Source organism: Photobacterium aquae (assembly GCF_001029445.1).
In the GTDB taxonomy this organism is placed as follows: Bacteria; Pseudomonadota; Gammaproteobacteria; order Enterobacterales; family Vibrionaceae; genus Photobacterium; species Photobacterium aquae.
The window spans coordinates 1-24,883 of the sequence record NZ_LDOT01000032.1 but is presented as its reverse complement, the minus strand read 5'-3'; the positions used below and the strand labels follow the sequence as shown (position 1 = coordinate 24,883).

At 34.7% G+C, this 24,883-nt stretch carries 22 protein-coding genes; all 22 read right to left on the bottom strand.

The window, feature by feature from the left end; all coding sequences use genetic code 11:
- Window positions 1–2: 2 nt before the first annotated feature.
- Window positions 3–518 (bottom strand): hypothetical protein, encoded by a 516-nt coding sequence (locus ABT56_RS18825; RefSeq protein WP_047880459.1) that lies wholly within the window; start codon window positions 516–518, stop codon window positions 3–5.
- Between the two features lie 146 nt (window positions 519–664).
- Window positions 665–1,702, bottom strand: a complete 1,038-nt coding sequence (locus ABT56_RS18820; protein ID WP_047880458.1) for a type II secretion system F family protein — start codon at window positions 1,700–1,702, stop codon at window positions 665–667.
- Between the two features lie 10 nt (window positions 1,703–1,712).
- Entirely contained in the window at window positions 1,713–3,302 is a 1,590-nt protein-coding gene (locus tag ABT56_RS18815; protein WP_047880457.1) for a GspE/PulE family protein, read from the bottom strand.
- 3 nt (window positions 3,303–3,305) lie between these two features.
- Complete coding sequence (locus tag ABT56_RS18810) at window positions 3,306–4,019, bottom strand: hypothetical protein (protein WP_047880456.1); 714 nt, start codon at window positions 4,017–4,019, stop codon at window positions 3,306–3,308.
- Window positions 4,012–5,154, bottom strand: a complete 1,143-nt coding sequence (locus ABT56_RS18805) for a hypothetical protein (protein WP_047880455.1) — start codon at window positions 5,152–5,154, stop codon at window positions 4,012–4,014. Before ABT56_RS18805 ends, ABT56_RS18810 begins: the two co-directional genes overlap by 8 nt.
- Complete coding sequence (locus ABT56_RS18800; RefSeq protein ID WP_047880454.1) at window positions 5,154–6,611, bottom strand: type II secretion system protein GspD; 1,458 nt, start codon at window positions 6,609–6,611, stop codon at window positions 5,154–5,156. Before ABT56_RS18800 ends, ABT56_RS18805 begins: the two co-directional genes overlap by 1 nt.
- On the bottom strand, window positions 6,611–7,273 hold the full coding sequence (locus tag ABT56_RS18795; RefSeq protein ID WP_047880453.1) for a hypothetical protein: 663 nt from the start codon (window positions 7,271–7,273) through the stop codon (window positions 6,611–6,613). Before ABT56_RS18795 ends, ABT56_RS18800 begins: the two co-directional genes overlap by 1 nt.
- Window positions 7,274–7,553: 280 nt before the next feature.
- On the bottom strand, window positions 7,554–11,828 hold the full coding sequence (gene traN / locus ABT56_RS18790; protein WP_047880452.1) for a conjugal transfer protein TraN: 4,275 nt from the start codon (window positions 11,826–11,828) through the stop codon (window positions 7,554–7,556).
- A gap of 17 nt (window positions 11,829–11,845) precedes the next feature.
- The gene (locus ABT56_RS18785; protein ID WP_169753949.1) at window positions 11,846–12,916 is read right to left on the bottom strand and encodes a TraU family protein; all 1,071 of its coding nucleotides are present in this window, start codon (window positions 12,914–12,916) and stop codon (window positions 11,846–11,848) included.
- Window positions 12,900–14,063 carry a hypothetical protein gene (locus tag ABT56_RS18780; RefSeq protein ID WP_047880451.1) on the bottom strand — a complete coding sequence of 388 codons (1,164 nt, stop codon included), beginning with the start codon at window positions 14,061–14,063 and terminating at the stop codon, window positions 12,900–12,902. Before ABT56_RS18780 ends, ABT56_RS18785 begins: the two co-directional genes overlap by 17 nt.
- A complete protein-coding gene (lepB, locus tag ABT56_RS18775; protein ID WP_047880450.1) occupies window positions 14,057–14,554 on the bottom strand; it encodes a signal peptidase I in 498 nt (165 codons plus the stop codon). The genes ABT56_RS18780 and lepB overlap by 7 nt, the downstream gene beginning before the upstream one ends.
- An 86-nt stretch (window positions 14,555–14,640) precedes the next feature.
- On the bottom strand, window positions 14,641–17,250 hold the full coding sequence (gene traC, locus ABT56_RS18770) for a type IV secretion system protein TraC (protein ID WP_047880449.1): 2,610 nt from the start codon (window positions 17,248–17,250) through the stop codon (window positions 14,641–14,643).
- Window positions 17,251–17,263: 13 nt separating this feature from the next.
- Entirely contained in the window at window positions 17,264–17,929 is a 666-nt protein-coding gene (locus ABT56_RS18765; protein WP_047880448.1) for a hypothetical protein, read from the bottom strand.
- 17 nt (window positions 17,930–17,946) lie between these two features.
- Window positions 17,947–18,321 carry a TraA family conjugative transfer protein gene (gene traA, locus ABT56_RS18760; RefSeq protein WP_053062563.1) on the bottom strand — a complete coding sequence of 125 codons (375 nt, stop codon included), beginning with the start codon at window positions 18,319–18,321 and terminating at the stop codon, window positions 17,947–17,949.
- Window positions 18,322–18,344: 23 nt separating this feature from the next.
- A complete protein-coding gene (gene traV / locus ABT56_RS18755; protein ID WP_047880447.1) occupies window positions 18,345–18,896 on the bottom strand; it encodes a type IV conjugative transfer system lipoprotein TraV in 552 nt (183 codons plus the stop codon).
- Window positions 18,883–20,292, bottom strand: coding sequence for a TraB/VirB10 family protein (locus ABT56_RS23365; RefSeq protein ID WP_053062562.1), 1,410 nt, complete (start codon window positions 20,290–20,292; stop codon window positions 18,883–18,885). The genes traV and ABT56_RS23365 overlap by 14 nt, the downstream gene beginning before the upstream one ends.
- Window positions 20,293–21,135: a TraK domain-containing protein gene (locus ABT56_RS18745; RefSeq protein WP_047880446.1), complete on the bottom strand. Its 843-nt coding sequence runs from the start codon at window positions 21,133–21,135 to the stop codon at window positions 20,293–20,295.
- Window positions 21,116–21,697 carry a TraE/TraK family type IV conjugative transfer system protein gene (locus ABT56_RS18740; protein ID WP_169753948.1) on the bottom strand — a complete coding sequence of 194 codons (582 nt, stop codon included), beginning with the start codon at window positions 21,695–21,697 and terminating at the stop codon, window positions 21,116–21,118. The genes ABT56_RS18745 and ABT56_RS18740 overlap by 20 nt, the downstream gene beginning before the upstream one ends.
- 31 nt (window positions 21,698–21,728) lie before the next feature.
- Complete coding sequence (gene traL / locus ABT56_RS18735) at window positions 21,729–22,016, bottom strand: type IV conjugative transfer system protein TraL (RefSeq protein WP_047880444.1); 288 nt, start codon at window positions 22,014–22,016, stop codon at window positions 21,729–21,731.
- A gap of 131 nt (window positions 22,017–22,147) precedes the next feature.
- Window positions 22,148–22,789, bottom strand: coding sequence for an IncC plasmid conjugative DNA transfer DtrJ family protein (locus tag ABT56_RS18730; RefSeq protein WP_047880443.1), 642 nt, complete (start codon window positions 22,787–22,789; stop codon window positions 22,148–22,150).
- Window positions 22,786–24,621: a conjugative transfer system coupling protein TraD gene (gene traD / locus ABT56_RS18725; protein ID WP_169753947.1), complete on the bottom strand. Its 1,836-nt coding sequence runs from the start codon at window positions 24,619–24,621 to the stop codon at window positions 22,786–22,788. Before traD ends, ABT56_RS18730 begins: the two co-directional genes overlap by 4 nt.
- Window positions 24,614–24,883: hypothetical protein (locus ABT56_RS24260; protein WP_047880441.1), on the bottom strand; the 270-nt coding region annotated here is incomplete at its 5' end. The genes traD and ABT56_RS24260, both read right to left, overlap by 8 nt.

Sequence of the window (24,883 nt, the reverse complement as noted above, 5' to 3'; positions counted from 1 at the left end):
AGTTAAAACTTCATAATAAGGGAGTCAGCAGAAGACGCATCGATAGTTGAACAGCCTGTTGATGATGCACATTGGCCTTTAGTCATCGGAGCCATAGTGTCGGCAAGATCTAATTGGCGACCAGTTTCACCTGTTAGGTTTGGCAAGGTTGCAGTTAGGGTGAAAGTACCTTGAGTTGGAGTAAGTGTCCAATCACCGCCAAATGGATTTGAACCTGATACGGCTGATGCTCCTGAACAGTGTGATTTAGAAATCAACTCATATTTACATAACTCGTCCATTGAAAGCCCTGTAAAGTTAGGCCGGGCCTTTTTCCATTGAACAGCAGCAGTTGAAATGTCTGTTGCTTGTTTTTGGAAATTGGAGACATTCAATTTATGTGTGATTGTTGGGATTGCTGCAACGATACCGATAAGCAACATAGAAATAAAACCAACAGCAATCATATTATCCATTAACATTGCGCCGCGTTGTTTATTCTTGAAAAACTTATTCATATCACGCTCTTGAGTAAGCATAGAAAAATCTCCATTTGTTTCTGGTAAATTAATTTTTTTAAAAAGAAGATTTCAAATTAAACTAATTCGAAATTTGATATTAATATATCAGATTAAATTAAAATTAAAACAACTTTCATAATGTTTTTAAAATTCAATTTAAACTATCACCCAATATTTGTCGATAAGTCAAACATCAACATTCCAACCCCACCCATTAACAAAAAACTTAATAAACCGCCAATTGGCATTAGTATGTTATATAATATCTTTTGTAAATTACTTAATTCATTTACAACTTTATCTTGTGTGATTTCAGAACAATTCAATAATGTTTGAGATAAATTCCCACCTCTACCACCTAAAACTTTTAGAGCGCTTTGCTCAGAACGATCTAATAAACCTGTATCCAATATCTCACCTATATTTAAATACCCACGTCCAATATTTTTCATAACTATATCAATATGGTATGACAAATATAAATTTGATTGTTCTTTTGTACTGGATAATGATTCCTTTAATGAAAAACCAGCTAATATTAAATTGCCTATAGATCTCAAAAAGTTTGCTGAAAGAATTAGCCTATAATGACGATAGACTGGAAACTTATCCAACTTGTTCCTGAACATACCAACGGAATATTTAATTGTAAAAATAACAATCGCAATTAGTGACAGTATGATACATAAGATAAGTTTCCACCAATCAGATAGAAAACCACCAAAATTATAGGCCGCTATTGAAACATCCCCCCACCGGCTAATCGAATACAGATCCATTATCTTAGGAAAGAAGGCTTCTCTTGCTCCGATCAAAGCAGCGAACATTACAATAACAGTACCAATTGGTTTTAATAGTCCCCAAAAGAAACCCATGCCAGTAACGTTACCGATTTCCAGAATCTTTAAAGCATTTTTGATCCCCTTTTCTAAAACCCCCGTTTTTTCGCCAGCAATTAAGGCTTCCCAAGCCATAGGTGAAAACCACGGTTTAGCAGCCATAGCAAAAGTACCGCCGACATTTAAGCTAGCTAGTACAGCATGACCTAAAGACTGTTCTTCTTTAGTGCCAAACTCTACAAGTCTTTGAGCTATTTCCTTTTGTGTTAAATTTGAACTAACAAGTGTACGAAGGTTTTTTAGCAATAAAATTTGTTTTTTTTGAGATAACCTTCTTATTTTACGCGGCCTCATTCCTTTCATGATATCCTCATTAATTCAACATCTTTAAATATACAGAATGTGACTCCTGTGGAATAAGTGTCGGAACACGATCCGCAGCTGTATTAACATCTAGCATTCCATATTTAATTTTAAGAATAGCGTGATCTTTTAACTCTTTATATCCTTTAGATATTAAAGATTTATGCCATCCTAAATAATCCTGATTTGAAAGATATTTCAAGTCATCATTATCAAAAACAATCATTTCAAGAAGCGATGTAAGACCTTTTTGGCCATTATTGCATTCTGAACAACCTTTTGGATTCTTCCAATATACATCCTTTAAATCTTCATCAACCTTATTCAATGAAAAAATTTCCATCCCACGGTTGTATTCAGATTCCAAATTAAGAGATTGATAGTATTCTTTAACCTCATTATGGCTGACTTTACAATGTGGGCATAACGTACTAACAAGTGTCTGAGTCGCCCAAATAACCATCAGATCAGGCGTTGCCAAAATTGCTGGTTCAACCTTGTACTGAGATATTAATGTTTCACCAATACCTATTGCAGAAGACGTATGCAGTGTTGCCACAACCAATTGCCCGGTATCGCCGAGGCGACAAGTCTCCATAGCAACATTATGATCTCGAATCTCACCAATTGATATAAAGTCGGGATCTTGCCTCAATAGAACCTTTGTGTAATATCCATAATCTTTATACTCGTCTAGATCTTCAGCTACTTTTTGATGTGGTTGGACATGAGTTTGTACTACGCCTAAATCGAACTCAGGTGGATCTTCTAGCGTATGATGTGAACGACCTGAGTATTGCTCCTTACTCTTTTTTATTAAAGAAGATATTAATGTTGTTTTCCCAGAGTTAGTTACACCAGATAAAAGGAAAACACCTTTTGAACGTCTAATAAATTTGTAAAATTGAGCTAGCTGACCATCTGTATAACCTAAATCCTCTAATTCAGGAATAGAATCATTCTTATTTAACCAACGCAATGAAACCTTACCACCATGATCTTTAGCTGGCATGTACGATGCCCGCCAGATAGTATTGCGTAGCTTTCCCTTAACTAATAATGGCACTTCAATTCTACCTGCATTTGTCGCAGCCTCCGAGAAATCGGATAGCTTATCAATAGCAACATCAAGGAATATTACAGAAAAAATTGAACGCCCATAATTAGGATCAGGGATCTCATCACCAATTTGAACTCGCACACCATCCACTCGACACAAAAGCCGCGTTGATGATTTTAAAACTTCAATATGAACATCAGATGCTCCCCTTTTAATTGATTCCTGCATAATGAACCACAGACGATCTTTAACATCCGAGGTATTCGATATATCAAAATCAATTTCGTCCCTAACTTCCTGTTTCTTTTTCAGGTCAGTGCGATAAGCATCAAGAACTGAGTTTTTTACTTTTCTAACAAATGGACTTTTTCCAAAATATTTTCCATCTAAAAGATCTCGTGATTCTTTTACATGATCAATTATGTTCTGTAAACGAGGAGCTTGTAAATTAACTGTCCATATATGGCCATTATCAAAGAAAAGACTTGAAGAATCTTCCAAGTATATCGTTTTTAAATATTCATCAATTACAACATTCATAAGTTAAGATTCCACTTTTTCAATCTGTTCAACTTCTTGCTGATGTTCTAATGAACGGATAATTTGTTTACCATTTTCAAAAAGTGTTACATTCTGAGAGGAAATATCCACAACTTTAACACCATTAAAATTCATTCCCTTTTTTAATGGTACATGTTCATTCCCAAATTTGACTATTGCTTCTGTTTCCCCATTGACTGTGATCAGAGATTGGACACTCATTTGATCTGAAATTGAAAACTCAGATAGCGATAGGTTTTCTGGTTGAACGACACCATTATTATAATCAGGCGGCAATAGTATGTTGCTTACTACTTTATCATCTGATTTAAATGATAATTTACTGTTTTCAACAAGAGCTTGTAGCTCAATATTTCTTAGCTTATTCAAGTAAATATCTTTGCTTTTTTGTAAAACAAGCTTTGCATCAGCAGATAAAGGAATATATTCAACGGATTTTTTCTCGATAGAATCAGAATCAACTTCAATATTTTGATTCACCGATTTACTAATTTCCATTTTTATAATTTCGGAAATCTGATCTACTGTCGCATATTGTGACTGGGAACGAAACAATTTATCAACCTTATTATCAATAGACTGTGTTTCATCATATAGATAGCATCCAACAATTCCAGATGTGATTGTTAAGGTAGAAAACAAAAATAATAATGCCAGCGGTGCTTTATTATTTTTCAATAAGACTTTATCACTCATTTCTTAATCCTTCTAAAGTCATGGTAATGTCTAAATCTATTAAACTAATACCATCAACAAATGACATATTTAGATAATCAATTGACACAGGTTTGTTTTTAAAAAAATCTGAAAGTATAAAAAGAACTGCCACATCTACATTTTTAAACTTAGCAGTATACTGAAACTGTTCAACGTTACCAATTGGAGCAATAGAAAAATAGTCAACTGATATTGCGCCATAATACTTTAATAAATCAGATAAGTTTTTCTCAAAATCATTTAATTTATAAATGGCCCTCTCATAGTTAGCTTTCACTGGTATTATTAGCGATTTAGTTTCGTGATCATAATAATTTTTTAATTCATCATTTTCATTTAGCCATTGTCGCAATGTATAATCAAATGATTGTGTATTTAATGCTTCAATCTTCATTGTTAAAGATCCGTCACTATAGAGTATATTTCCAACTCTCCAATCAGTTGGTAACAATGAAGCATACGCATTAATTGCTGTCGTCATATTAATGACTGATACAATTGATACTTTATTTTTTAGGCTGTTCTTCCATACAACTTCTGGCGGTAACGGCTTTTTTGGTGGTGGCGGTGGCGGATTTAAGAGATTAAATACACTATTACCGACAAATACTAAACAAGCAGCAAAAAGAACACCCAAGATGGTTTTTTTAAACCTATCAGAACTACTTAGACTTACATATAATGATACGAGTTTGTACTTTCTTGGGATATTTAAGACATCAATTTTATCAGTTAAAATAAATGAATTAGATTTATCCTTGTACTCATTCTCACTTGTATATAGTCGTGAATTTAATAGAAAATAAGAAAATAGATCTAACACTACTTCTTTAGTATCTATAATTTCGTTTGCTACGATACCATTTTCAACATAGAGGCCATATAGATTATTATCATCAACCGACTCTAAATAAACATATGTTTTCTCTAATGAATCAATCGAATCAATGACATATTTTGAAACACAGAAAAGATCAGTATCCCCAAAATATCTAATGAATTTTTCATTACACTGAAAGACATATTCATAATCAAAGCGGTTTAAACGCCTGTGAATTTTAAGATCTTTTTCTGATTCAAATATAGCATATTCAGCCAACTTAAAATTTTGCATTAATCAGCTCTCCTTGGCGTCAATAGAACCAGTGTTTCGGTTACTTCATTTAATGAACTATGCCCACCAAGGAAATCGAAACCGAAGGATGCCAATTTATCATTTAAAATTCGTTTTTGTTTAACAGATGCTATAACATAAGTTTGTCCGTAACGTAGTTTATTAGTGAAGTTTATTTCACTCTCTTGCGTATCAATAAACCTAATACTGTTATCGCCATAGGTTTCTGTTTTATCTTTCGTGATCTTTGATAGCTTACCTGAAATACGTAGCCATACATAATCATCCATAATGTTAGGAGTTAACATCAAATCAACTCCTACACTAACTTTATCTCGTTTTATTTCAGTAGAAACAACACCTTCTGATACATCTGTATTTATTTCAGAAGTAAATGGTGTCGTATTAGTTTGAGATATTTTGGCAGGCTGATGGTTAAGCACTAGTCCGGTAATAGGCGTTGATGTAGTAACGCTTCCTTGAGACTCAAGAGCTTTAATAAAGGCTGTAGTACCATCCCACTTACCTTTCCCCATAAAAGATAATCCATATCCAGCACCATCTGATATGGTTGATGTGGATGGAATAAAGAACTGTAATGTCCCATCACCAATTTCACGAACAATATTCCAATCAATTCCTTGCTCTTGACCTAAGTTACTGCTGAACTCAATAACCCTCACATCAAATACAGCTTGTTTGCCAAGTTTTTCCTGATAGATGTTCACAAAGTTTCGAACTTCTGCCATTCGGCTTGGTGTAGTCCTTACATTGATTAAGGATAATGAAGGAACCGATTGAACAGAACTTTCTTTATTAGTTGAAATGATCGATTCAATACCTTTTTGAATCTCATTAAATACATCAACTGCACGATAAGCAACACTTAGGAATTGCCCATCAATTTTAGGCTCCCCACCAGTATCGCCATCGCTTTTATTTTCACTTTCAGATGTCCCAAGCTGCCCAGAATAAACACCTGATGGTAAATTTATGTTGAATGTATCGCTGACAAATGCAGTCATAGTCAATCGACTATCAGTAAAATTAACCCCATAATCAGCTTGTTTTGCAATAGCATTCAAAACTGTTTCTCGCGATCCCGATGATGTTACTGTTATGGGCTTATTTAGCTTAACACCCTCATCATAGACAACCTCAACATCAGTATCTTTTAGAATATAAGTAAGCAAAGAAGATACTGGCTGATTTGTCACATCGATTGATACTGGCGTTTCAAGCCATTTAGGAGACGGAACTACTTGTTTATATGGTGATGCATCAATATAGGATGTTGTAACAAAACTAACTTTTGGGCTGTCTTGTTGAACGGTATAGCTATCAATTTCTTTCTTCAGTTGATTATTATCAACTACTGCTGTTCTGTATCTATCAGAGACACAACCATTTGAGAGCACAGCTAGTACAATAATTAACGTTTTAATCTTAGTATTCATTATTTCGCATCCAATATTGTTACAGTTCTATTGTTTTCATTTAACTCAGCTCTAACGGGATATGCAGATATAATTGAAGATATAGCTTGACCAAAATCACCTTTCTTTGTCGCTAGAGGATATTTATATGGAAAATTATAATTACTTGTCGCTAAATAACTCTGGCCCTGCTTTCCATCCTCGATCCAATTCCAGCTATAATCTTTCGATATATTCTTTAATGCTTCTTTTAAATGTTCACCCTCAACTATGGAGATCTCTGTTTCACCATCCCATGATACAACTGCTGCTACGTTATCGCTCAAGTGATAATGGAGATTGGCTCTAACACCAAGATTATCAGCCATTTTGCTAAAGGCATCATTAAGAGATAGACCACTGAAATCTACATTATTTATTGCATGAGAACGAAATCGAATCATGTCTTTTTCTGGCAGCATCCAAGCAATTTGATCAATACCCCGCTTAGATAAGCTGTTATACAAACCATCCAAAAAACGCTCATTCTTTTTAACAGATAAAATAACCGAATGAATATTTTCAAGTGATTTTACTTCAACCTTTGGTTTTTCTGTTAAATCTTTACTCTGACTATTATTGTTTGCACACCCACTGATAATAGATACGCATAAAACAGACAAAATTAGCCCGTGCCTTTTCATTTCATTACCTGCTATATGATTTTGGAGGAACAAATGTGGTTATTGCTATATTAATCGTTTATTATTAATATTCAAGATATATTGTTAGAATATAACTAGGATTTTTAAATTGGAAAGTATAAATACGTCATTCACTTTAAGTGATAAAAAAATATGTCCATGTGGAGCAAGCCTTTCTAAAAAAAATATCAAACAGGGCCGTAGTGTTTTCTTGTGTCCTATTTGTGGATTTGAATTAAATGTAAAAAAAACCCCCGTATAACGGGGGTTGAGTTGTCAATTATTGTAAACTTTGCCATTTATGCTCATATGAATCCCGTAATAATTTATCTCCGTCCATCATACTACCGTCTTCTTTTGTCATTTTTTCACGCGTTCTTTCTTCGATATTTAATCGTGGATCATCTTTATTTACATTTAAGAAGTTATCAATCCCCGTAAGTGATTCAGTATTAATGTTACTTTTGTCTGGAAAGTTATCTGTTTCTTTCAGTATTGCCACCCACTCATCCATGTTTATTTTATCAAAATCAACATACTGTAAATCTTCCGTCCATATCCCTCTACATACTGGATTTTCAGGTGTGCCCCATGAATAACCTCTTGCTTGCATTTGAGGTTGACGGTAAATTTGCTCCATCATGATTCGAGATACTGGTGAATTAAATACACAATGAACCTCACGTTTTTCAATACATAGCCCTAATGCTTCATTAGCACAATAAGAGCCAATACTATGCGTTGATAGAAGATCTCGCTTCATTGCTAAACTAAATTCATCTTCCGAACACTCCCATATTATATCGATAAGGAGATTAACAATGACGTACACCAGATAAGCATAATATACATACATCATAACGGTAGCCGCTGATTGCATACCGCTCGATAACTCAAGGCTTCCACCTGCATTATTAAAAAATAAGCCTGCAACCTGCTCACCAAACATATCAGTCATAAAATCAAACGTTGCTTGCATTGCTTTCTCTTTGAAAACCTCCATTGAAATAGTGTCAGTGGCCGTTCCAACAGCAACATCTTTAGATGAGCTAAACAATGTCTCATTAATCGTCGATAGCACATTATCCATCACCTCACCAGCGTACTCTTGAGCAGGTTTCCATACCCCCGTATAGTCACCTATTAACTCAAGCTCTGCCGTCATACCATCCAGTTGAATCATTGTATTAGTCATTTTAATATAATCACCCAACGATATTGATGATGGGCTAGTACAGCAATCCTGTACGCCACCCATTGCTTTTTTACAATACGCAGCTTCTGCCCCAAATATCTGGCAATTTACGTCTCCAGTCCCTCCAGACTTATCAGAAACGGAATGCTTATATACATTAGGATTCGAATTGACTAAGAAATCATTTACCATGTGCCGCTTTATATTATTAAATTCCATTTTTTCATTTTCAGACAGCTCACCAGATAAACTATTTAAACCATCAATCTTTAATAATGCATGAGCATAAATTTTTTCTTTAGCAGTTAAATCCTCTTTCTCTTTATTAGAAGCATTATCATCTAATCCATCTTTGGCCCATGACTGATCAAACATCCTCATACGTTTAGGTAGAGATAAAAAGTTACTCGGTTTGGGGAAATATTCATCTAGCGACAAATCAGCCTTTTTACAGGTATTTGTCACTTTATCCCATTTAGGATAAGTAGCCGGGCATTTCTTTATTGGATCTGAATATGCTTTTTCCTCACAAGTCTGATTCTCTGGATTATATGTTCCATTATCACAACCAAAATTAGGTTCTGAAATTATTTTACACTTATCGCCTTCTAAAACAGAGCCATCAGGGCATTCACTAATTGCAGGTATATAAGAAAGTTCTTTTGTGCATATCTCATAGAACTTAGTGTCCTCCCCTCCAAGACAAATTTTTGGGATAACTTCACTTTTTAATCCTGAAAAAACATTACTCTCTTTTCCATTCTCATAATACTTATCAAATATAATATTGTTGCATCTATCTGTTTTTTTGTGACGTCGTAATTTACCTTTCCCAACAACACCATATTGAGGTCTGAGATCTACACCATTATTCCCACAAAAGTAGCCCATATAAATTTCATGCTCTGGGCTTTCACCTGCAACCTCTAGGCATTTATTATTGATCTTCCACACATCACCATTGGTAAAAACAGAGTCTGTGGTTGTTGAAAAATAGGAAGAATCTCTATCAAATTTACATTGATTTTTAGAAACCTCACAAACACCATCATTATTTATCACACCTTCTTTGCATACTTTCAAAGGTTCGACAAATCCAATACAACTGTCTCCCACGAGCTGTGTTCCATTCGGGCAAAATCCATTTGCGGGTTTCTCTGTTATTTTTTCACACGTATAATTACTGTCATCAAATTTGTTCCCACCTTTATCTACCAATGCCGAACCAGACTCACATTGATACACAGGTAGTACATTACATAATCCGTTAGCCGGATGAACAGCATGACCCTTATCTGGACAGCCTATTTCTGTTTTGTGATCATAGATATTCGTACATATTTCATGATCTATTTTTGTTGATTCTCGTTTTTTTTCTGTACCACAAGTATAAATCACATCACCATTTTCTATGGGCGAACATTCTCTTACATCATCACTATCAGCTATAACATTGCCTCTTGCTTTCACTTCGATACCAGAACGTAAGTCAACAGAATAAAAGTTACTATTATCAAATTCACATGATTTTTTTTGTAAACACTTATCTGTCAATACATCATAAAGAAAACCATCTTTACATACAGGAATAGGATAATATTCATCAGGCGGTGACTCAGGTTGATATGGAGATTCAGGTACATTTTCACACTGCATATCTGCCTTAGCATATTTGAGCATTTCTAGATAACCGACAACTTGCCCAAAATCTTTATTAGCTCCGTCTTTTTCAGCGGTTATACAATCCTCACCAACGCAGCGTAATTCACCATCACAGTCAATAATTTCAACATTATCACCACCTGTATCTCCAACAGTAAAACCACAGTCATAAGTATCTTCGTATATGTAACATGTACCAGAATTTGACATTCCACCATCCATACATTCACTCTTTACAAATGAACATTTTTTGTCAGGCTTATTCGGAAACACATTCGATTCATATGGCTGGCAAGTATTCTGTTCGGCAACATTGTCATTGTCATAACATACAGTTTCACCAGATAGGTTCTCCCAACAAATTTCAGTATCAGGTGATTTACAACTAGATGTCACAGACATCTTTCGACACATCGGACTGATATTTGGAAATGGGGATGGCTTAAAGTTTGATTCACATACTTGATGTCCATTAATCGTTGTACAACCATTCACATCCAATGCAGGCATATCTAAACATTGAATCGATGCTTTACATATTCCATCATCTGATTGCTGTATAATATCTAGTGCTTTATCCATATCACTTTTTGGCAACCATACATCATTGGCAACAATAGATTTTGGATCAAAATTTATTTGTAAGCGAGAATACCCTTCTCCCCCCCCAGTAACAGATGTTCTGGTTTTTATAGGAATTTGACTGTTAGGTTTGGAATCTCTAAAAAATCTAGTTAGATCAATATTGGGTCTTTTTTGCCATGATGTTCCCAACTCACATGGCCCATCGGTTTCAGGTGGAAAATTTTCATTAGGGCCATTATAGACCCGGCTATCATTTATCCATACTTGATGATAATCATCGAATTTTGAGTATTCTAGTGTAACTTTACTTATTGCATCTGGCCGTAAAACTTCAATAGACATTTCTTCTTCATAAATCTTGCACCTTCCACCAAAATAGTCATCACCAACTGTTCCTATCCACGCTTTAACACACCCCTCTCCACACGATAACATATTAACAGGCCCACTATGATGCCTTAACACTCCAACATCATAGTCATGTGAAACAGTAAAACTGTCTTCAATCGCTAATACTCTTTCACAATATTCCAGTTTGGGCACATGGATCGGCTTGTCTCCATTTGGTAGAAATTCAGTGCTAATTTTACATTTTGAAAAACTCTCTGATATTTCTTCCAAATTATTAAATACATTATCCGTCACATCCCAGATAGGATCGTTATCTAAATTAGGTTTTTGTTTCCCAAATGAATCATGCAAAAAATTATACGCATCATATGATGGATTATTAATTTTATTGCCATCTCCATCAATACCATGCTGATAATAGCGATTGGCATCTTCCCCAGCCTTTATTATTGCCGCATCATTTCCATATGTTCCATCTATATCAACAGGCATTGAGTCACTATCTTTCACGCCAGTAATTTCATCAACAGTCATTAACTGTTCACCATTTACTGAAATATTACCTTCATTATCTACAATAGGTATGGATACTTTCGAACGCAATTCCTTAGCATATTTACTAGCTTCATTCACATAATGATCGAATACTTCTGACTCATCCTCTGAAACACTCGCCTGAAAACTAAAAGCATAAGTTGAATACATTGATTGAGTGGTAATGATCAATAGATAACTAATCAAACGTTGTGTGAAAATTTTCATCTAAAACATCCCTATCATCAATAATAAGTCATACAACAATCATTCCATCGCCACAACATATAGACAGAATCTTCACGAGATGGAATGTTACGCCATTCCCCCCAAGTAAACGTGGATTCTCCAATATTGTGTGTTCCTTGTGATTCAGCAACCGGATACATCATATTCATTTTGTATTGTTGCTTTGGAATAGTCGGATACAGTTCGCTATCACATAGAGCCTCATTGCCTGCTGTTTTAAATGCCAGCATTCTTCGGTGTAGGGCCGCAACAGCACGAGTTGCTAACAAAGATGTTTTAGTTGCTATAGAACCATTATTAGTCGTATATCCTGTGAATGGATATAGAGATCCCCACGCTCCAGCACACCAATACAATGACTCCATCGGATTTCCTGCTGTCGAGGATGCAGCATCGGTAATGCAAGCCGCCAGAGCGATAGGATTTGAAAAAATGGCAGCTTCTGGTGTAGTAAAAAATGATAACTCGGGATCGTTCCACGTTGCATCTAATTCTGATAAATATAGAAGATCCATACCCATTTGCCCGTCAGAACATCGATTAGGAACTATCATTTCCAGCATGAGCAATAGCGGATATGAATAATAGTGGTAATGCCAAAAACCCGTTTGATTTCGCTTATCTTCGCGGCCATGTGAAGAATGCCCAACCTTTCCTCTTTTACGCCCACTCGTTAGCTCTATTTCAGCCCCATTCATTGAAATAAAACAGTTCGGCTGCCTAACTAGTTCGACAAGTCTCGCAGGCTCCCACATACTCTGAACAAGCCCGGGCACATAAATGCCTAAGTCATCTTGGCAAGCACATGCTCGTTTATTACTGGCATAGTCCGGTTTATCTCCATTTGGACTAATTTGAATTCCAGCTAACTTAATCGGATACATTGCAGACCAAGGAACATCGTTTATTAGGTTAGCTGACAGTAGATTGCCCGTTTGGCAAGAACCAATTGGTGATGTTTCGCTTCCCCCTCCATTTTCAACCCCCTCATTAGCTCTGACTGTCGAAAATGCTAAAATCAACATGATCGAACATGCTATTACAGCTATTTTATTTATGATGTTCATTTAAGTCCCTCACATCAAACTCTTGAATCGAAAAGAATTTATTGTCATTATCTGCCGTTATGATGCATGGGACGACCTGTATATCAAAACCTTTAATAAGATCGTTATTCAGTTGATAAACAGAGTTTTGCAGTTCAGCTTCAACATCATTAATAGCCTCCCATTTCCGCTCACGATTGAATTTGGTACTAATCAATACAGTATTGGCAGAACGGTGATCTTCGATGTTTTTCACAAATTCAATTTGCCGAGGGTCTGTTGCATCAAACACTATCAATTGTCGAGTAAACGGAATAGTTTCTAACAAATTTAGTGTTTTTCCAGCAGCGGCAACAACTTTGCCGTCAGGTGTGGTAATACTACTAGGTATAATAATTTCAGGTATAAATGTGCGTTGCTGTGTCTTATAAGCATTTGGTACATACTCAAATTCAATTTTCCGCCAGTAATTGTCCTTCGCGCGGGCTATTATCGACTCAGCATCAAGTGACTTCGCTCGTTCCATTGCAACAACAGTTGGTGAAATTTCAGTAACAGGGAAGGTTTCACCTTGCTTCTCTTGATAACCACGTTTCCCAGAATCATACTGCTCATTCAACCAGCGAGGATTAATCACGCCATGCACGGATAAGAGCAAATTATCTCCCTTTATCATCCGAGTAAAAGGAACAGATGAAACGTTTTCAAATCGATTAGGGTCTAATTGTAATGAAGGTATAGGTTCAATGCCTTGGACATAGGAAAAAGAACGCTTGAATACATCATTAAGCGTTTTTTCTGTCGGTAACATACCTTTGATATAAAAAGTAACTGGATACCCTGACGATGCTATCTGGCTCAATATTGCCCGTATATTTTCCAGTCCCATTTCATCAGAAATTAACACTTCATAATGAATATCACTGTTTATTTCTAACTCATCCTTTATTGGTGAAAAATTTTGTTGCTGACTAAATGCCAATGAACGACCAAATGACTTAGCTTCTTCAAATTGTCCGTGCTGCATGGGTTTTTTTAGTTGCTGTAACAAATCATGATCCAAAACATAATTGTCTGATTCTTTTGATAAAGATTTAAACAAATCATCGTCAGCAAAAGCTTGTGTATTAAAAACAAACAAAATACTAAATATTATTATTCTCACCATAATGGGATCATCCTTCCTATAATTTGTGTTTTATCAACTGTTCCGTAATACCTTGAATCATATGAGTTTTGAGATTTCGCCCCAAAAAAGTAACTCCCTTTTTTAATTATGAAATCTTTATACATATCACTAGGGTTGTCGAAATGAATTTCTTTATACTTTTCAGATTTAGAATAAAGTTCATCATTTATAAATAATCCGTTTTTTCTAATGGAAACCTTATCCCCTTCAACACCAATGACATACTTGCCAAATATTGTATTCTTTCCATAGAATTTATTACCTGAAAAATAAAATGAATATATTCCACCTTTTTTTACATTACGTTGTTTTTTTAAAACAAGATAAACTGAATATTCAGGTATGCATTTATCTTCTTGAAAATCGAAGACAAAAGAAACCGATTCTAAAATATAATGCAACAATGCAAAAATAAATATACCAACCCATATAAGTTTGATTGGAAATAATAATGGATGCTGATGTTTCATAAATACCTTTTAACCACAAAAATGGCCTCCAATGAGGCCACATTAAAATTATTTAGCAGCTAAACAAATAGAACAGCCTATACTGATTAAATAGAATTATGTGATTGATATTCTTCACGAACACCATCGAAGATCAGCGAATCGATATCATCTGCATTATCATCAAAGTTACCTTTATCAAAACACAAATTAAAATTGAAATCAGAACGAGTTTTGTTAGGTAAAAAATCCATAAATGAAGGCCGAGTGTATTGTTCATTAATACCTCTTTCTTCCATTACCTTAATCAATGACGTTGGGATATCATAATTTTTTCGTAAATATTTATCTATTGCTGAGTTATCTTTCGAATGAGTTGAATACATCAAAAGCCTAGCAGGATCGAGAATCAATCTTCCTATCCCCATACCTGCACCTGTATTAAAGAATACTTCAGAATATTTTCCAGTAACAGTTACTACTTTACGTAATAATTGATAACCAGATTCAGGTAATGACATTGTATTCTTTTCCTCAGCCTCCTGCAAAGTGGATATCTTTTGTTTTAATATGAGACTATTAGCTGCGTTTTCAGCAATAGCCCGGCCAGACTCTGTCTTTTGTAAATCGTTAATTGATTGCGTAATGATAACCAAAGCACCATTGTATTTTCTCGCCCTACGAGCTGTTAGCTCCATGAATTTAGTAACAGTTTCACTACTACCGAGTAATTGCCATGCTTCATCAATCAAAACTATTCGTGGTATATCACGATTTTTTTTGTATTCTACATACATTTCTTGCTGAATTTGTACAACGAGAAGATAAAGAACTACTGACTGTAATGATTCATTCTTAGATAACCCATCAAGTTCAAGAACGTTGAAATTACCTTTAAATGAAACGTTATGCGGCTTATTAAAATACTTACCAAATGGCCCGCCTGATGTGAATCTAAATAACTGATGCCCTAGCTCTCTAATTTGTTTGTCATCATTCTCTTTACATAGTTCTGCCACATCATCAATAGTCATGGACGTAGATTTTTCTGTCCAAAGTTCATATAGAATCTTAGTTAAACTTTCCTCCTGATAATCAGTGATATTTCCATTTTTGAATGCCATGATCGTTAATAACTTAGTTAGTGTCTCAACTGACTCATCAAATGCGTTGGGATCATCAGGATCGATCATTGTAAAAGGATTAAGAGAAAAATCGGTATCACTATCAAAGGATACAAAATTCCCGTTAAATGCTAAGGATTGCTTTTTATAACTCTCACCAGCATCAACGGCCCATATTTTAGCCCCCATCGTTAAATATGAACGTATTAACTCATTACCGAGAACTGATTTACCCGCTCCTGATTCAGCATATATCACCGTATTATAGTTTGTTGGATTATCAAACAAACTGAACGTCATCAGTTGCCCTGTTCGAGACACAAAAAACAGAGCTGGCGTTCCTGTTCCCTTCCAGTCTGCAAAAATTGGAAGCAAAGGCAATACTTGCCTAGATGCCATTGTGAAATAACGTTGTGAAAATATTACAGCACCAGAATCAGCCCCCATCGGTAACATGTTAACAAAGCTTGGGATCGAATATCGAGTTTCACGACTCATAATCACACCCTGTACTTTCATGTATGAATCTAAATGGCCTATTGCAGATTCTGCTTCATCTTCTGTACTACCAAATATAGCAGCAGATAGAGAAATTTTTATGGCCCGATATTTAACCAGCTCTCGTATGTATGCATCGAGATCTTTTTTGATTGTTTCTACTTTAGGTGCGAAATTATGGACTCTCTTTTGAACTAGTTGAGTGTAGTATTTGTATTTTGTATCAGCCTCATCTTTTTTCTTTTGATTATTGGGAAATTGAATATTTAAAGTTATTAAGAATGGAGTCGTTATATGTCCATGCCCTTCAAATGGATCGCCATACCATAGCCAAGATTTACCGACATGTGATTTTTTAGGAAGATTTCTCGCTGTCAACATTTTAACATGTATTGGATTATCATCTGGCTCACCAAGAAGAAGGCCGTCATCTTTTGGTATAACTGGAACATTGTACTGTAGAAATTGCGTATTAAGTTCACGACTATCATCAGGTTCGATTTGAGGTAGAGTTCGCCATTCTGCATCGAATTTTTTTTGTAACAACATATTCATCAAATTAACTAGCATCTTGCTAGTCATTTTAACTGGATTTAGCGTTGCTCTATTCAACCTTGATAAAATAGTTCGCTGTATTTTTTTAAATGTTTCTATTTCATCAGAACTTAGTTCCATGTTTGACACTGGAATTTTTGCAGTGACAACTACCACATAATCCTTAACTCTAGTAAATTGATCGTCTTCAATATATTTATTAGTCCCATCCCAATAAAATCCTAGCACAGAGTCATGTACGCGTTTTGATAGAGAATCTTCTTGGAAACGTCTAATATTATCGTAAGCAGTAAGTGCTTGTTTTATATCGGTACTAGGAACTAATGAAAATGAGAGCATTGTATTTTCAGGGTAATAATCGTTCATCATCATCCCAAGACTCTCAACAACATCAACATTCCGCCCACAGAGTGGTGTACAAATAAATGACATTGCTGCGGTGTTATCATCACAGATAAACAAATGGTGATTTTCATCATAAGCTATTGGACGAAAGAGCATTGCCGAACTAGAATGATTTTTTTTGAATTTATAAATCATAATAATCTCATCCTTATAAATTAATAATTTTGTCCTTCGATAGATCTATAATCAGTGGTGGAGTTATATTCAATAACATCGATATTCCAGTCGTGTTATAGATACGATCATCACACGGACTATCGTGGGGAATTACATTATCTGGAAATGGATTTTCAAGAGTGAAATCCAACTTATCAATTAAACAAGAAAAACCAAAAAAACGTTTCAACTTTTCATCATTAAGAGATTTTACATCAACAGTGTAAATTAGTTGAATTTTTTTTTGGCCCAATAATTTATTTTTAACCTTTTTATATGTTTCATTAGGATTATTTAAGGGGTCAATAAATACCGCATAATCAGCATTTTTGACTTTATTATCTAGTAATTTTGCTGCGTTTAGTTTTAATTGTGAAAAAGGGAAAAAGTCTTTGTTTTTATCTATGTCATCCTTTGAATTTACTTCTGACTTACTCCATAAATCATATAGCTTCCCTTTAACAACATATCTTTGGTTATCCAGTATTACAACTTGCTCATTTTTAACTGTTGAAACTAGCACCTTTGAATCAGGTAAAGAAAATGTATTTTTGGTATTTTTTATTTGATTAAAAAAAATGCCAGCATCTTCGCTGGCTAAGGCGTCATTGCTCCATGTAAAACAAAGAGCAAGGACACCAAATGCAAATTTTAACATTAGGTGTCCTTATAACATCACAATAAAGGCAAAGTGGCTGTAAATACTTCGTCAATCATATCAGGTGTATAAACAATACCTAATGCAGCCCCCAATCCAATAACAAACGCCCAAAGAGTAAAACTTTTAATAGACGCTAGAAGGCCAACAACCACGAACGCAAGAGCTATTGCCTTACCATAGTTACCCTGCATCCAACCTTTAACATGGTTCAGGATTCCTGCACCTTCTGTCCCTGCACCAGAACCACCGCCAGCTCCCCCTGTTGCCCAAGCATCATTAAGTAATACAAAAACTAGGCACAACGAAATAAAGAAAAAAGTTTTATATAGAATGTCTATTTGTTTCTCAGTAAATTTAAACTGAGGAATTTTACAAACTAAAAATGTCATTGTTTATCTCCAAATAATATTTATTACTGTTTCTTTTTGATCTTAGATGGTGATTTTAATGGTTTGATTAAGGTAATGTTTTTTCTTTTGTGTTCATTAACATTCGTTAGTTCCCACTTACTAGAAACAATCTCCGTATAAATTAAACCACTCATATGTAAATCATCGTCTTTATCGCGCCAAGGCGCGTACCAAATTCTTTGAACAACAGTAGGGGTGCGAATAGGAATACCATCAGCAGAATAAGTATATAATGTAGGATACTTAATCTCCAGATTATTTTCTTTCTTTTCAAGAATTAAGCCATCGTCATTATTCTCATGAATAGGGTTTAATTCGCCATCAGTCAAATGTCCCGTTTTAACATCATAAATATATGGTTCACCATTTTTAAAAACTGTAACTTTCCCCTTACTTTCGATACTTCCTTGTGTCGCATAATAAATATCTCTTGTTGAACCACAAGCTCCTGATTCTGATGAGTCACCACACGTAAAGTTACTCTCACCAAAAGAACTACAACCACTTAAAGATAATAATAGAACTGAATGTATAAAATACTTATTTAGCATCATTTGTTGAAATCCCACGAGTTAAGACAAAATCGATTTCACGCATTGCACCAATTTCAATGACAGGATGTTGTGCATCTGCGAGTTTCATCCAATAATCAGCCAATTTCTCAAATGCTTGACTAGCGCCCTTAGCTGCTCCACCTTGTAACGCATCAGGGCTAAACACTGAATCGTATTGTTGTTTGCCTGTGGAGTCCGTTGAAATTACTGGCACAGGAGAAACGTTAAACGCACTGGCTAAACCGCTTCCTGCCCCAGATAGCATCGAGTTAATTAAGACCTCTTGGCTTTTGGAAACTAGACGACCATGCAACCCCGCTTTTCCATCTTCACCAACCACATATCCTTCTAATGGTAGATCGATAGCAATTTTGTCCTCGGTAATACAAGACAACGTATTCCCCCTAAAATACGCACGTCTTGACGACAGATCACCATAACCACCAAGAGTACCAAAACATTCTTCAATACGAGTTTCAGAATTAAAATTAGGCATAATTGCCTCATTTTTTATTCTGAATAAAACGGGCATCGGATTATCAAACGCAGATTGCGAAGTCGGCACATTCACCCCCGTTAATAACACGCCACTCATTATTGTTCCTGTTGGCAGTGTTAACGAATATGGCGGTGATTTTACCTTCTCGTCCTCAATTACTATCATCATCTGCTCTGTCCGTGCATCAGTAATAGTCCCTCTATATGAACGACTGATAGATGGTAATTCTGAATTACTTTTGATCTCATACACAGGATCATTTTCCGATGGCTTTATTAAGGTATCATCGGTGTTGTTGGCAATTTTTGTTGGCCTTGTGTAAATGAAAGTTTTATTTTCATTTTGATTACTTACTTTGGGTGCAGGAGGTGTTTTCTTTAATTCTGAAACCTCACGCTCAACATGGCTTTCAACAGGTAAAATTGATGAGATATCAAGCTCGCTTGCTATATTAGCCTCATTTAAAATATGGCCTACACTTTTTGCTATGCGCAGTGCTTCCTCATTATCACTTTTATTAACACTGGCCGTAAGTTCACTAAGTTCCTTTTTCAATCTTTTGACCTCATCTGTAAGAACAGCTGAGGATATTATTTTCTCCTTCATCCCATTATATTCATTTCTTAGTTTTTCATTCTCTTTCTCTAACTCTAATTGACTCCTTTGCATAGAGCGATAGTTATCTTGCATGGCTTGAAGTGAATATTTTCTGGTGTTTTCATTGATGAGGATATTTTCAATTTCACCATACTTTGAATGATTATCTTCTTTGGCTTTATCTTCTGGTGTAGTGATCAGAATTATAATAAAAAGACCAAATACAAATCCCCCACAAGTTAGCCATGATATTTGTTTGGGTGATAATCTAGAATATAATTGCTCTTTGATTTTAAACATTTAATTCACCAATTTCTCTCGCTGCCGGGATTTTTCCCTAAATTCATGTTTTAATTGCATAACAAAAACTTCTGTCTTTTGGCTAGGTCGCAAATAAACATTCGGGAACGCACTAACAGATACAATATTTTTATTTATTGTTCCATTATTGTTATAGCTACAAGAGTTCTCCTTAAACTCAATATTGATTGGAGATTTGTTACTAATAACCCCAATGGAAACAACCATATCCCCCCCTTCAAAAAACTGGCCTCTTGAAAAATCAAATGACAGTCCTTCCTGATAACATGTAGGGAAATAATAGGCATTTGGTGACGATTGCACATACCCTTTTGGCACCTCACCTAATGCTAGTGATTTATTAACTAACTTAATAAGATCAATATGTGGATGAGATTTTTCGAACTGTTTTGCTGCTACTGATGAGTAAATTTGTGGTAAGCCATTAAGATTTATTTCTTGGGACGACATTTCTTCTGGAACTAAAAGCAGTTTTACAGCTGATAATTCATCACCATTCTCTGTAATAAACATGCCTATTGGTTGTTTTTGATTTGTGCTTACATATAAGACATTATCTATTTTATTTATTGTTACTCCCTTGATGCTATCACCTTTAACACTAGGTGATTTAAAAGGCGTAATAATTCTATTTATGTGTCGATCTGATATATAAGCACGAACGGTTTCCCCTCTCACTACTTGTTTTATTTGTTTTGAATAGACAGCTTTTTCATTCGATGAAGAATCAAAACTGGCACTAGCCAATTTAGTACCTGATGCGGGAGCAATCAATAATATAGCAAAAGCTGCCACTGTTAATTTACTTATTTTTTTGTTCATATGCTTCATTCCATTTAATAGTATGTGCTTTCCCTTGATAGGTATTGATATACACAAAAGATGTTTGATAATTATTAACCTTGAAAATAAATTCATAGGTTCGTAACTCTCGACGTTTTTTACCTGTTAAACCCTCTATCGTTTGAAGGCCCGTTATAAACACTTTTCCATCCTCAAAAATAATATTATCTGGATGATATGTCATAACAACTTCATCAGTTTTTATCTTATCAAGCTGTAATGATATGATTTCATTGACTTTATTATAAACACTTGAATTTGCATATGAAAGTATAGAGTTTCTGACGTAATCAACATTTGATGGATTAACATTTCCCAAAACTGTAGCCAATGTATAACCAAATAATTTATGAGATCCTTCATCCATACTAAAATCTGTAAATTTTGCACCTTTACATAATGAAAGAGGTGATTGAAGGATCGTTTCCCTCTTACTTACCACTGACGAAACCAACATTATATTACTAATACAAAGAACAGAAATTATCGAAAGTTGAATTATTGTAGTTAACCTCAGTTTTTTGAGGTCAAAATTAAACATGTTTATGTTCATTTTTCATCCATTAAAATTATTAGTCAAACCTATTAATGTTAGGATTTACAACCGATTTCATTTTCTCAGATTCAGTCATAAAACCTAATGAATATATCCAATGTGAAAAATACCCCTTCGGCTTATTATCTCTAATCTTACAGTATTGTCGTGACATCAACACTCCCATGATTAACCCGGTAAAAGCGAAATTAAATAAAATACCGATCATAACAAACACACCTATTGGCAAAATCACATCCCACTGCCAAAACAGTATATGGCTTGGTTCTTCAATCATATCTGGTATATCAATATCTTCATTCATAAGTAATCTCGGATATAATTAATAAAAAAGGAATTGCACTTATCATTAATTGATAAGCGCAAACCTAGAAGCCTATATGGATGTCTTAATATACCACTTGATATTTAATATATAAACTTTAAAAATTAATATTAGACTTTTTTAGCAGTATTAGAGATAAACAAACTTAAAGATAACGCAAGAATAAATCCCATTAATGGATAAAAAAATGGCGATATCGCTAATGGACACCAAATCACCAACCAAACTATCACAGGCATGAACACTGTTAACCGTTGGGCATATTCTTGTCTTAGAGGTGATGTATAGTCGAAATTCGTCTTTTTTATCTGCCTAAGTTTATAACCAGTTAAAACAAATCCGATTATCATCATTATCATTAATTTTCCCCATGAAGCTATTGAATACATTCGGATCATTGAAAACCGTATAGATTCAAAAAAAGATGAAATTCGATCATATGAGTATCCAAAAATATTCGTTGCTAATTGGTCATCTTGAATTTGGCCCGTTCTCAAATATTCATCTGGAATTAGAGCATTATATATTTCAAACTCAACACCTGTTTCTACAATCAATCGTGTGTATAGATCATTCCCATCGTTTAGGATTTTATTTGTTAAATCTTCCGTGTAATACTCATCCATATAAGAAACTTCATCAGCGATGATCTTCGCCATGAGTTCTTCATCAACAAACGTTAGCAATGTTATAACCTGAAAAGCCAAAATGATCATAATTAAAATTACATTTTTTTGATTTTTTAACATCATGCTTCTCTCTTTTTAGCTTGTATTGGGACTCTCCCCTTAATCAATTTTCCATCGGCAAATTGAGCAACATATTCACAATCAGGTAGCTTTGCCATAAGTTTAATTGAAAATAATTCAACTTCTTCTTCAACCATCCTTTCACTAACATTTCCCCCCATTGCTGTCGGATCAGCTGCTGATGATGTATTCACTTGGGCAGGTGCAATATATTTAACTCTTGTTGTAGGTTGCCCGGCTACAATTTTTTCTTGAGAAGGTTTATCAAAACTACGTGTCGATATAACATTATTCAACGATGAAAGAAATTGATTAGACATTGCCTCATCACCCATTTCAGCTATAAAGTCTGATATACCTTGTGTTGCAATAAAAATTCGAAATTTTGCCCCGCGAGATTTATTGACTAGTTGCAACAACGATTCACATACAACCTCACTCGCTTCATCGACAAAAATATTTATATACCCAAGTTCCTCTTTCATAATTTTGTAGTCATATCGATTAGATGCAATACAAGCTAATTCTGCTAAGAACATTTTTGTTATTGCACTCGATGTAATTCTATCTGCCAAACTTGCACTACCAACAAACAATACCTTTTTATTAGTAATAATTGTCTCAATATCATACATCGGTCTATGATCATTAAGATCACTTGGTGATAATAACTCTGCCATTTCACCAATTGTTAATTTAGTTAGAGCAGCAGTTAATGACCCCGTACTGTTTTCAAATGCTTTTCTTTTTGTAGTTAGAAAATCTATTAGTAGTTGTATTTCAGATGATGGATGTTTTTTTTCTACCTTTTTCTCATAATAGCTAATACAGCAAGCCGCACGTAATGCTGGATCTTTTAACTTTTCTAAAGTTGAAATAAAATCTTTACGCCAATCAACTCTCTTAAGTGTCATCCATTCGCAGATTGTTTTCTCAATCAATGTTTCATAATTACTAAAATAATATTTTATACGAACGAGAGATACTTGCTCTCCGATAATATGCATTGCATCAACAATACTTTGCACAACTGTAAAACATAAATCGACATAATATCTATCTCCCCCTGAATCAATATTGGCAACCACACGATTAGATATTTCAGAAGACTTTCCGAATGTTTTAAGCGGATTGATTCTAATTGATTCTCTTGGGTACGATGGATTTAAAAACAAAAAATCTTCACTTCGGCCTAATGATTCCAATGTTTTTTTACATAGTTCTTTAATATCATGGTCATTTTTAGGATCATACAATATACACGTTTCACCACGCTCAATTAATTGACTAATTATTAGGTCAAATATACGCGTTTTTCCACTACCAGAAGCACCTGTTATCAATGTATGCCCATTCATCAAACTAATTGGAAACTTAATCTCTTTTTCTCTTTCTAAAACGCCATGAATGAATCCTTGCCCCTTTTCTGTCTCAAGGTCAGATTCACCAAGAATATCAACCATACTTCTTTTGGATAACTCATAAATCAATTGGGTTTCTTTTTGAGTCCACTCGTTACCCCAGCCTAGCCAAATTTCTTTATTCTTTATGTTGTTTTTTTTCGCTTTAAGAATTTCTTTGCAATTTGGTTCAAGAAAGCATAAAGGATATCCTTTTAACCTTTTTTTGCTAATAAACAATTCTATTGCTTTAAATGAAAACCAAACTCCAATGCCAAAGCAGAATAATGAAAATATTTGATATGGCCTCTGGGGTAACTTATCATCAATAAATTGTATATATAGCGATGTCAAACCTAGAAAGAACCATATAAAAACCAAATGGCATTCATGGTTTGTTCTATATGGGTATTCATATTTCTTTGGATCACTCATTTTCATTCCCTGTAAATAATTTCTTTTCACTCATTAGAATTTTACTTAACTCAAAAGTGTTCATTTCTAACTCAGAAGCCAAATCACTTAGTAATCCTGTATCTCGATAGTTAATAACTATTGCTTGTTGAGCATTAACTGGATATTTACTCAATAGATACATATAAACTGATTTTACTCGTTCAGAAGTAAATGCTATTTCATTGGCCACCTCGTCTACCGCGTTCCCAGACTGTACCGCTTCGGCCCCGGCAACCACCTC

Bases quoted from the DNA above. Each gene is read 5' to 3' on its own strand.
- ABT56_RS18825 (WP_047880459.1), bottom strand. From the start codon at position 518: ATGCTTACTCAAGAGCGTGATATGAATAAGTTTTTCAAGAATAAACAA.
- ABT56_RS18820 (WP_047880458.1), bottom strand. From the start codon at position 1,702: ATGAAAGGAATGAGGCCGCGTAAAATAAGAAGGTTATCTCAAAAAAAA.
- ABT56_RS18815 (WP_047880457.1), bottom strand. From the start codon at position 3,302: ATGAATGTTGTAATTGATGAATATTTAAAAACGATATACTTGGAAGAT.
- ABT56_RS18810 (WP_047880456.1), bottom strand. From the start codon at position 4,019: ATGAGTGATAAAGTCTTATTGAAAAATAATAAAGCACCGCTGGCATTA.
- ABT56_RS18805 (WP_047880455.1), bottom strand. From the start codon at position 5,154: ATGCAAAATTTTAAGTTGGCTGAATATGCTATATTTGAATCAGAAAAA.
- ABT56_RS18800 (WP_047880454.1), bottom strand. From the start codon at position 6,611: ATGAATACTAAGATTAAAACGTTAATTATTGTACTAGCTGTGCTCTCA.
- ABT56_RS18795 (WP_047880453.1), bottom strand. From the start codon at position 7,273: ATGAAAAGGCACGGGCTAATTTTGTCTGTTTTATGCGTATCTATTATC.
- traN (WP_047880452.1), bottom strand. From the start codon at position 11,828: ATGAAAATTTTCACACAACGTTTGATTAGTTATCTATTGATCATTACC.
- ABT56_RS18785 (WP_169753949.1), bottom strand. From the start codon at position 12,916: ATGAACATCATAAATAAAATAGCTGTAATAGCATGTTCGATCATGTTG.
- ABT56_RS18780 (WP_047880451.1), bottom strand. From the start codon at position 14,063: ATGGTGAGAATAATAATATTTAGTATTTTGTTTGTTTTTAATACACAA.
- lepB (WP_047880450.1), bottom strand. From the start codon at position 14,554: ATGAAACATCAGCATCCATTATTATTTCCAATCAAACTTATATGGGTT.
- traC (WP_047880449.1), bottom strand. From the start codon at position 17,250: ATGATTTATAAATTCAAAAAAAATCATTCTAGTTCGGCAATGCTCTTT.
- ABT56_RS18765 (WP_047880448.1), bottom strand. From the start codon at position 17,929: ATGTTAAAATTTGCATTTGGTGTCCTTGCTCTTTGTTTTACATGGAGC.
- traA (WP_053062563.1), bottom strand. From the start codon at position 18,321: ATGACATTTTTAGTTTGTAAAATTCCTCAGTTTAAATTTACTGAGAAA.
- traV (WP_047880447.1), bottom strand. From the start codon at position 18,896: ATGATGCTAAATAAGTATTTTATACATTCAGTTCTATTATTATCTTTA.
- ABT56_RS23365 (WP_053062562.1), bottom strand. From the start codon at position 20,292: ATGTTTAAAATCAAAGAGCAATTATATTCTAGATTATCACCCAAACAA.
- ABT56_RS18745 (WP_047880446.1), bottom strand. From the start codon at position 21,135: ATGAACAAAAAAATAAGTAAATTAACAGTGGCAGCTTTTGCTATATTA.
- ABT56_RS18740 (WP_169753948.1), bottom strand. From the start codon at position 21,697: ATGTTTAATTTTGACCTCAAAAAACTGAGGTTAACTACAATAATTCAA.
- traL (WP_047880444.1), bottom strand. From the start codon at position 22,016: ATGAATGAAGATATTGATATACCAGATATGATTGAAGAACCAAGCCAT.
- ABT56_RS18730 (WP_047880443.1), bottom strand. From the start codon at position 22,789: ATGATGTTAAAAAATCAAAAAAATGTAATTTTAATTATGATCATTTTG.
- traD (WP_169753947.1), bottom strand. From the start codon at position 24,621: ATGAGTGATCCAAAGAAATATGAATACCCATATAGAACAAACCATGAA.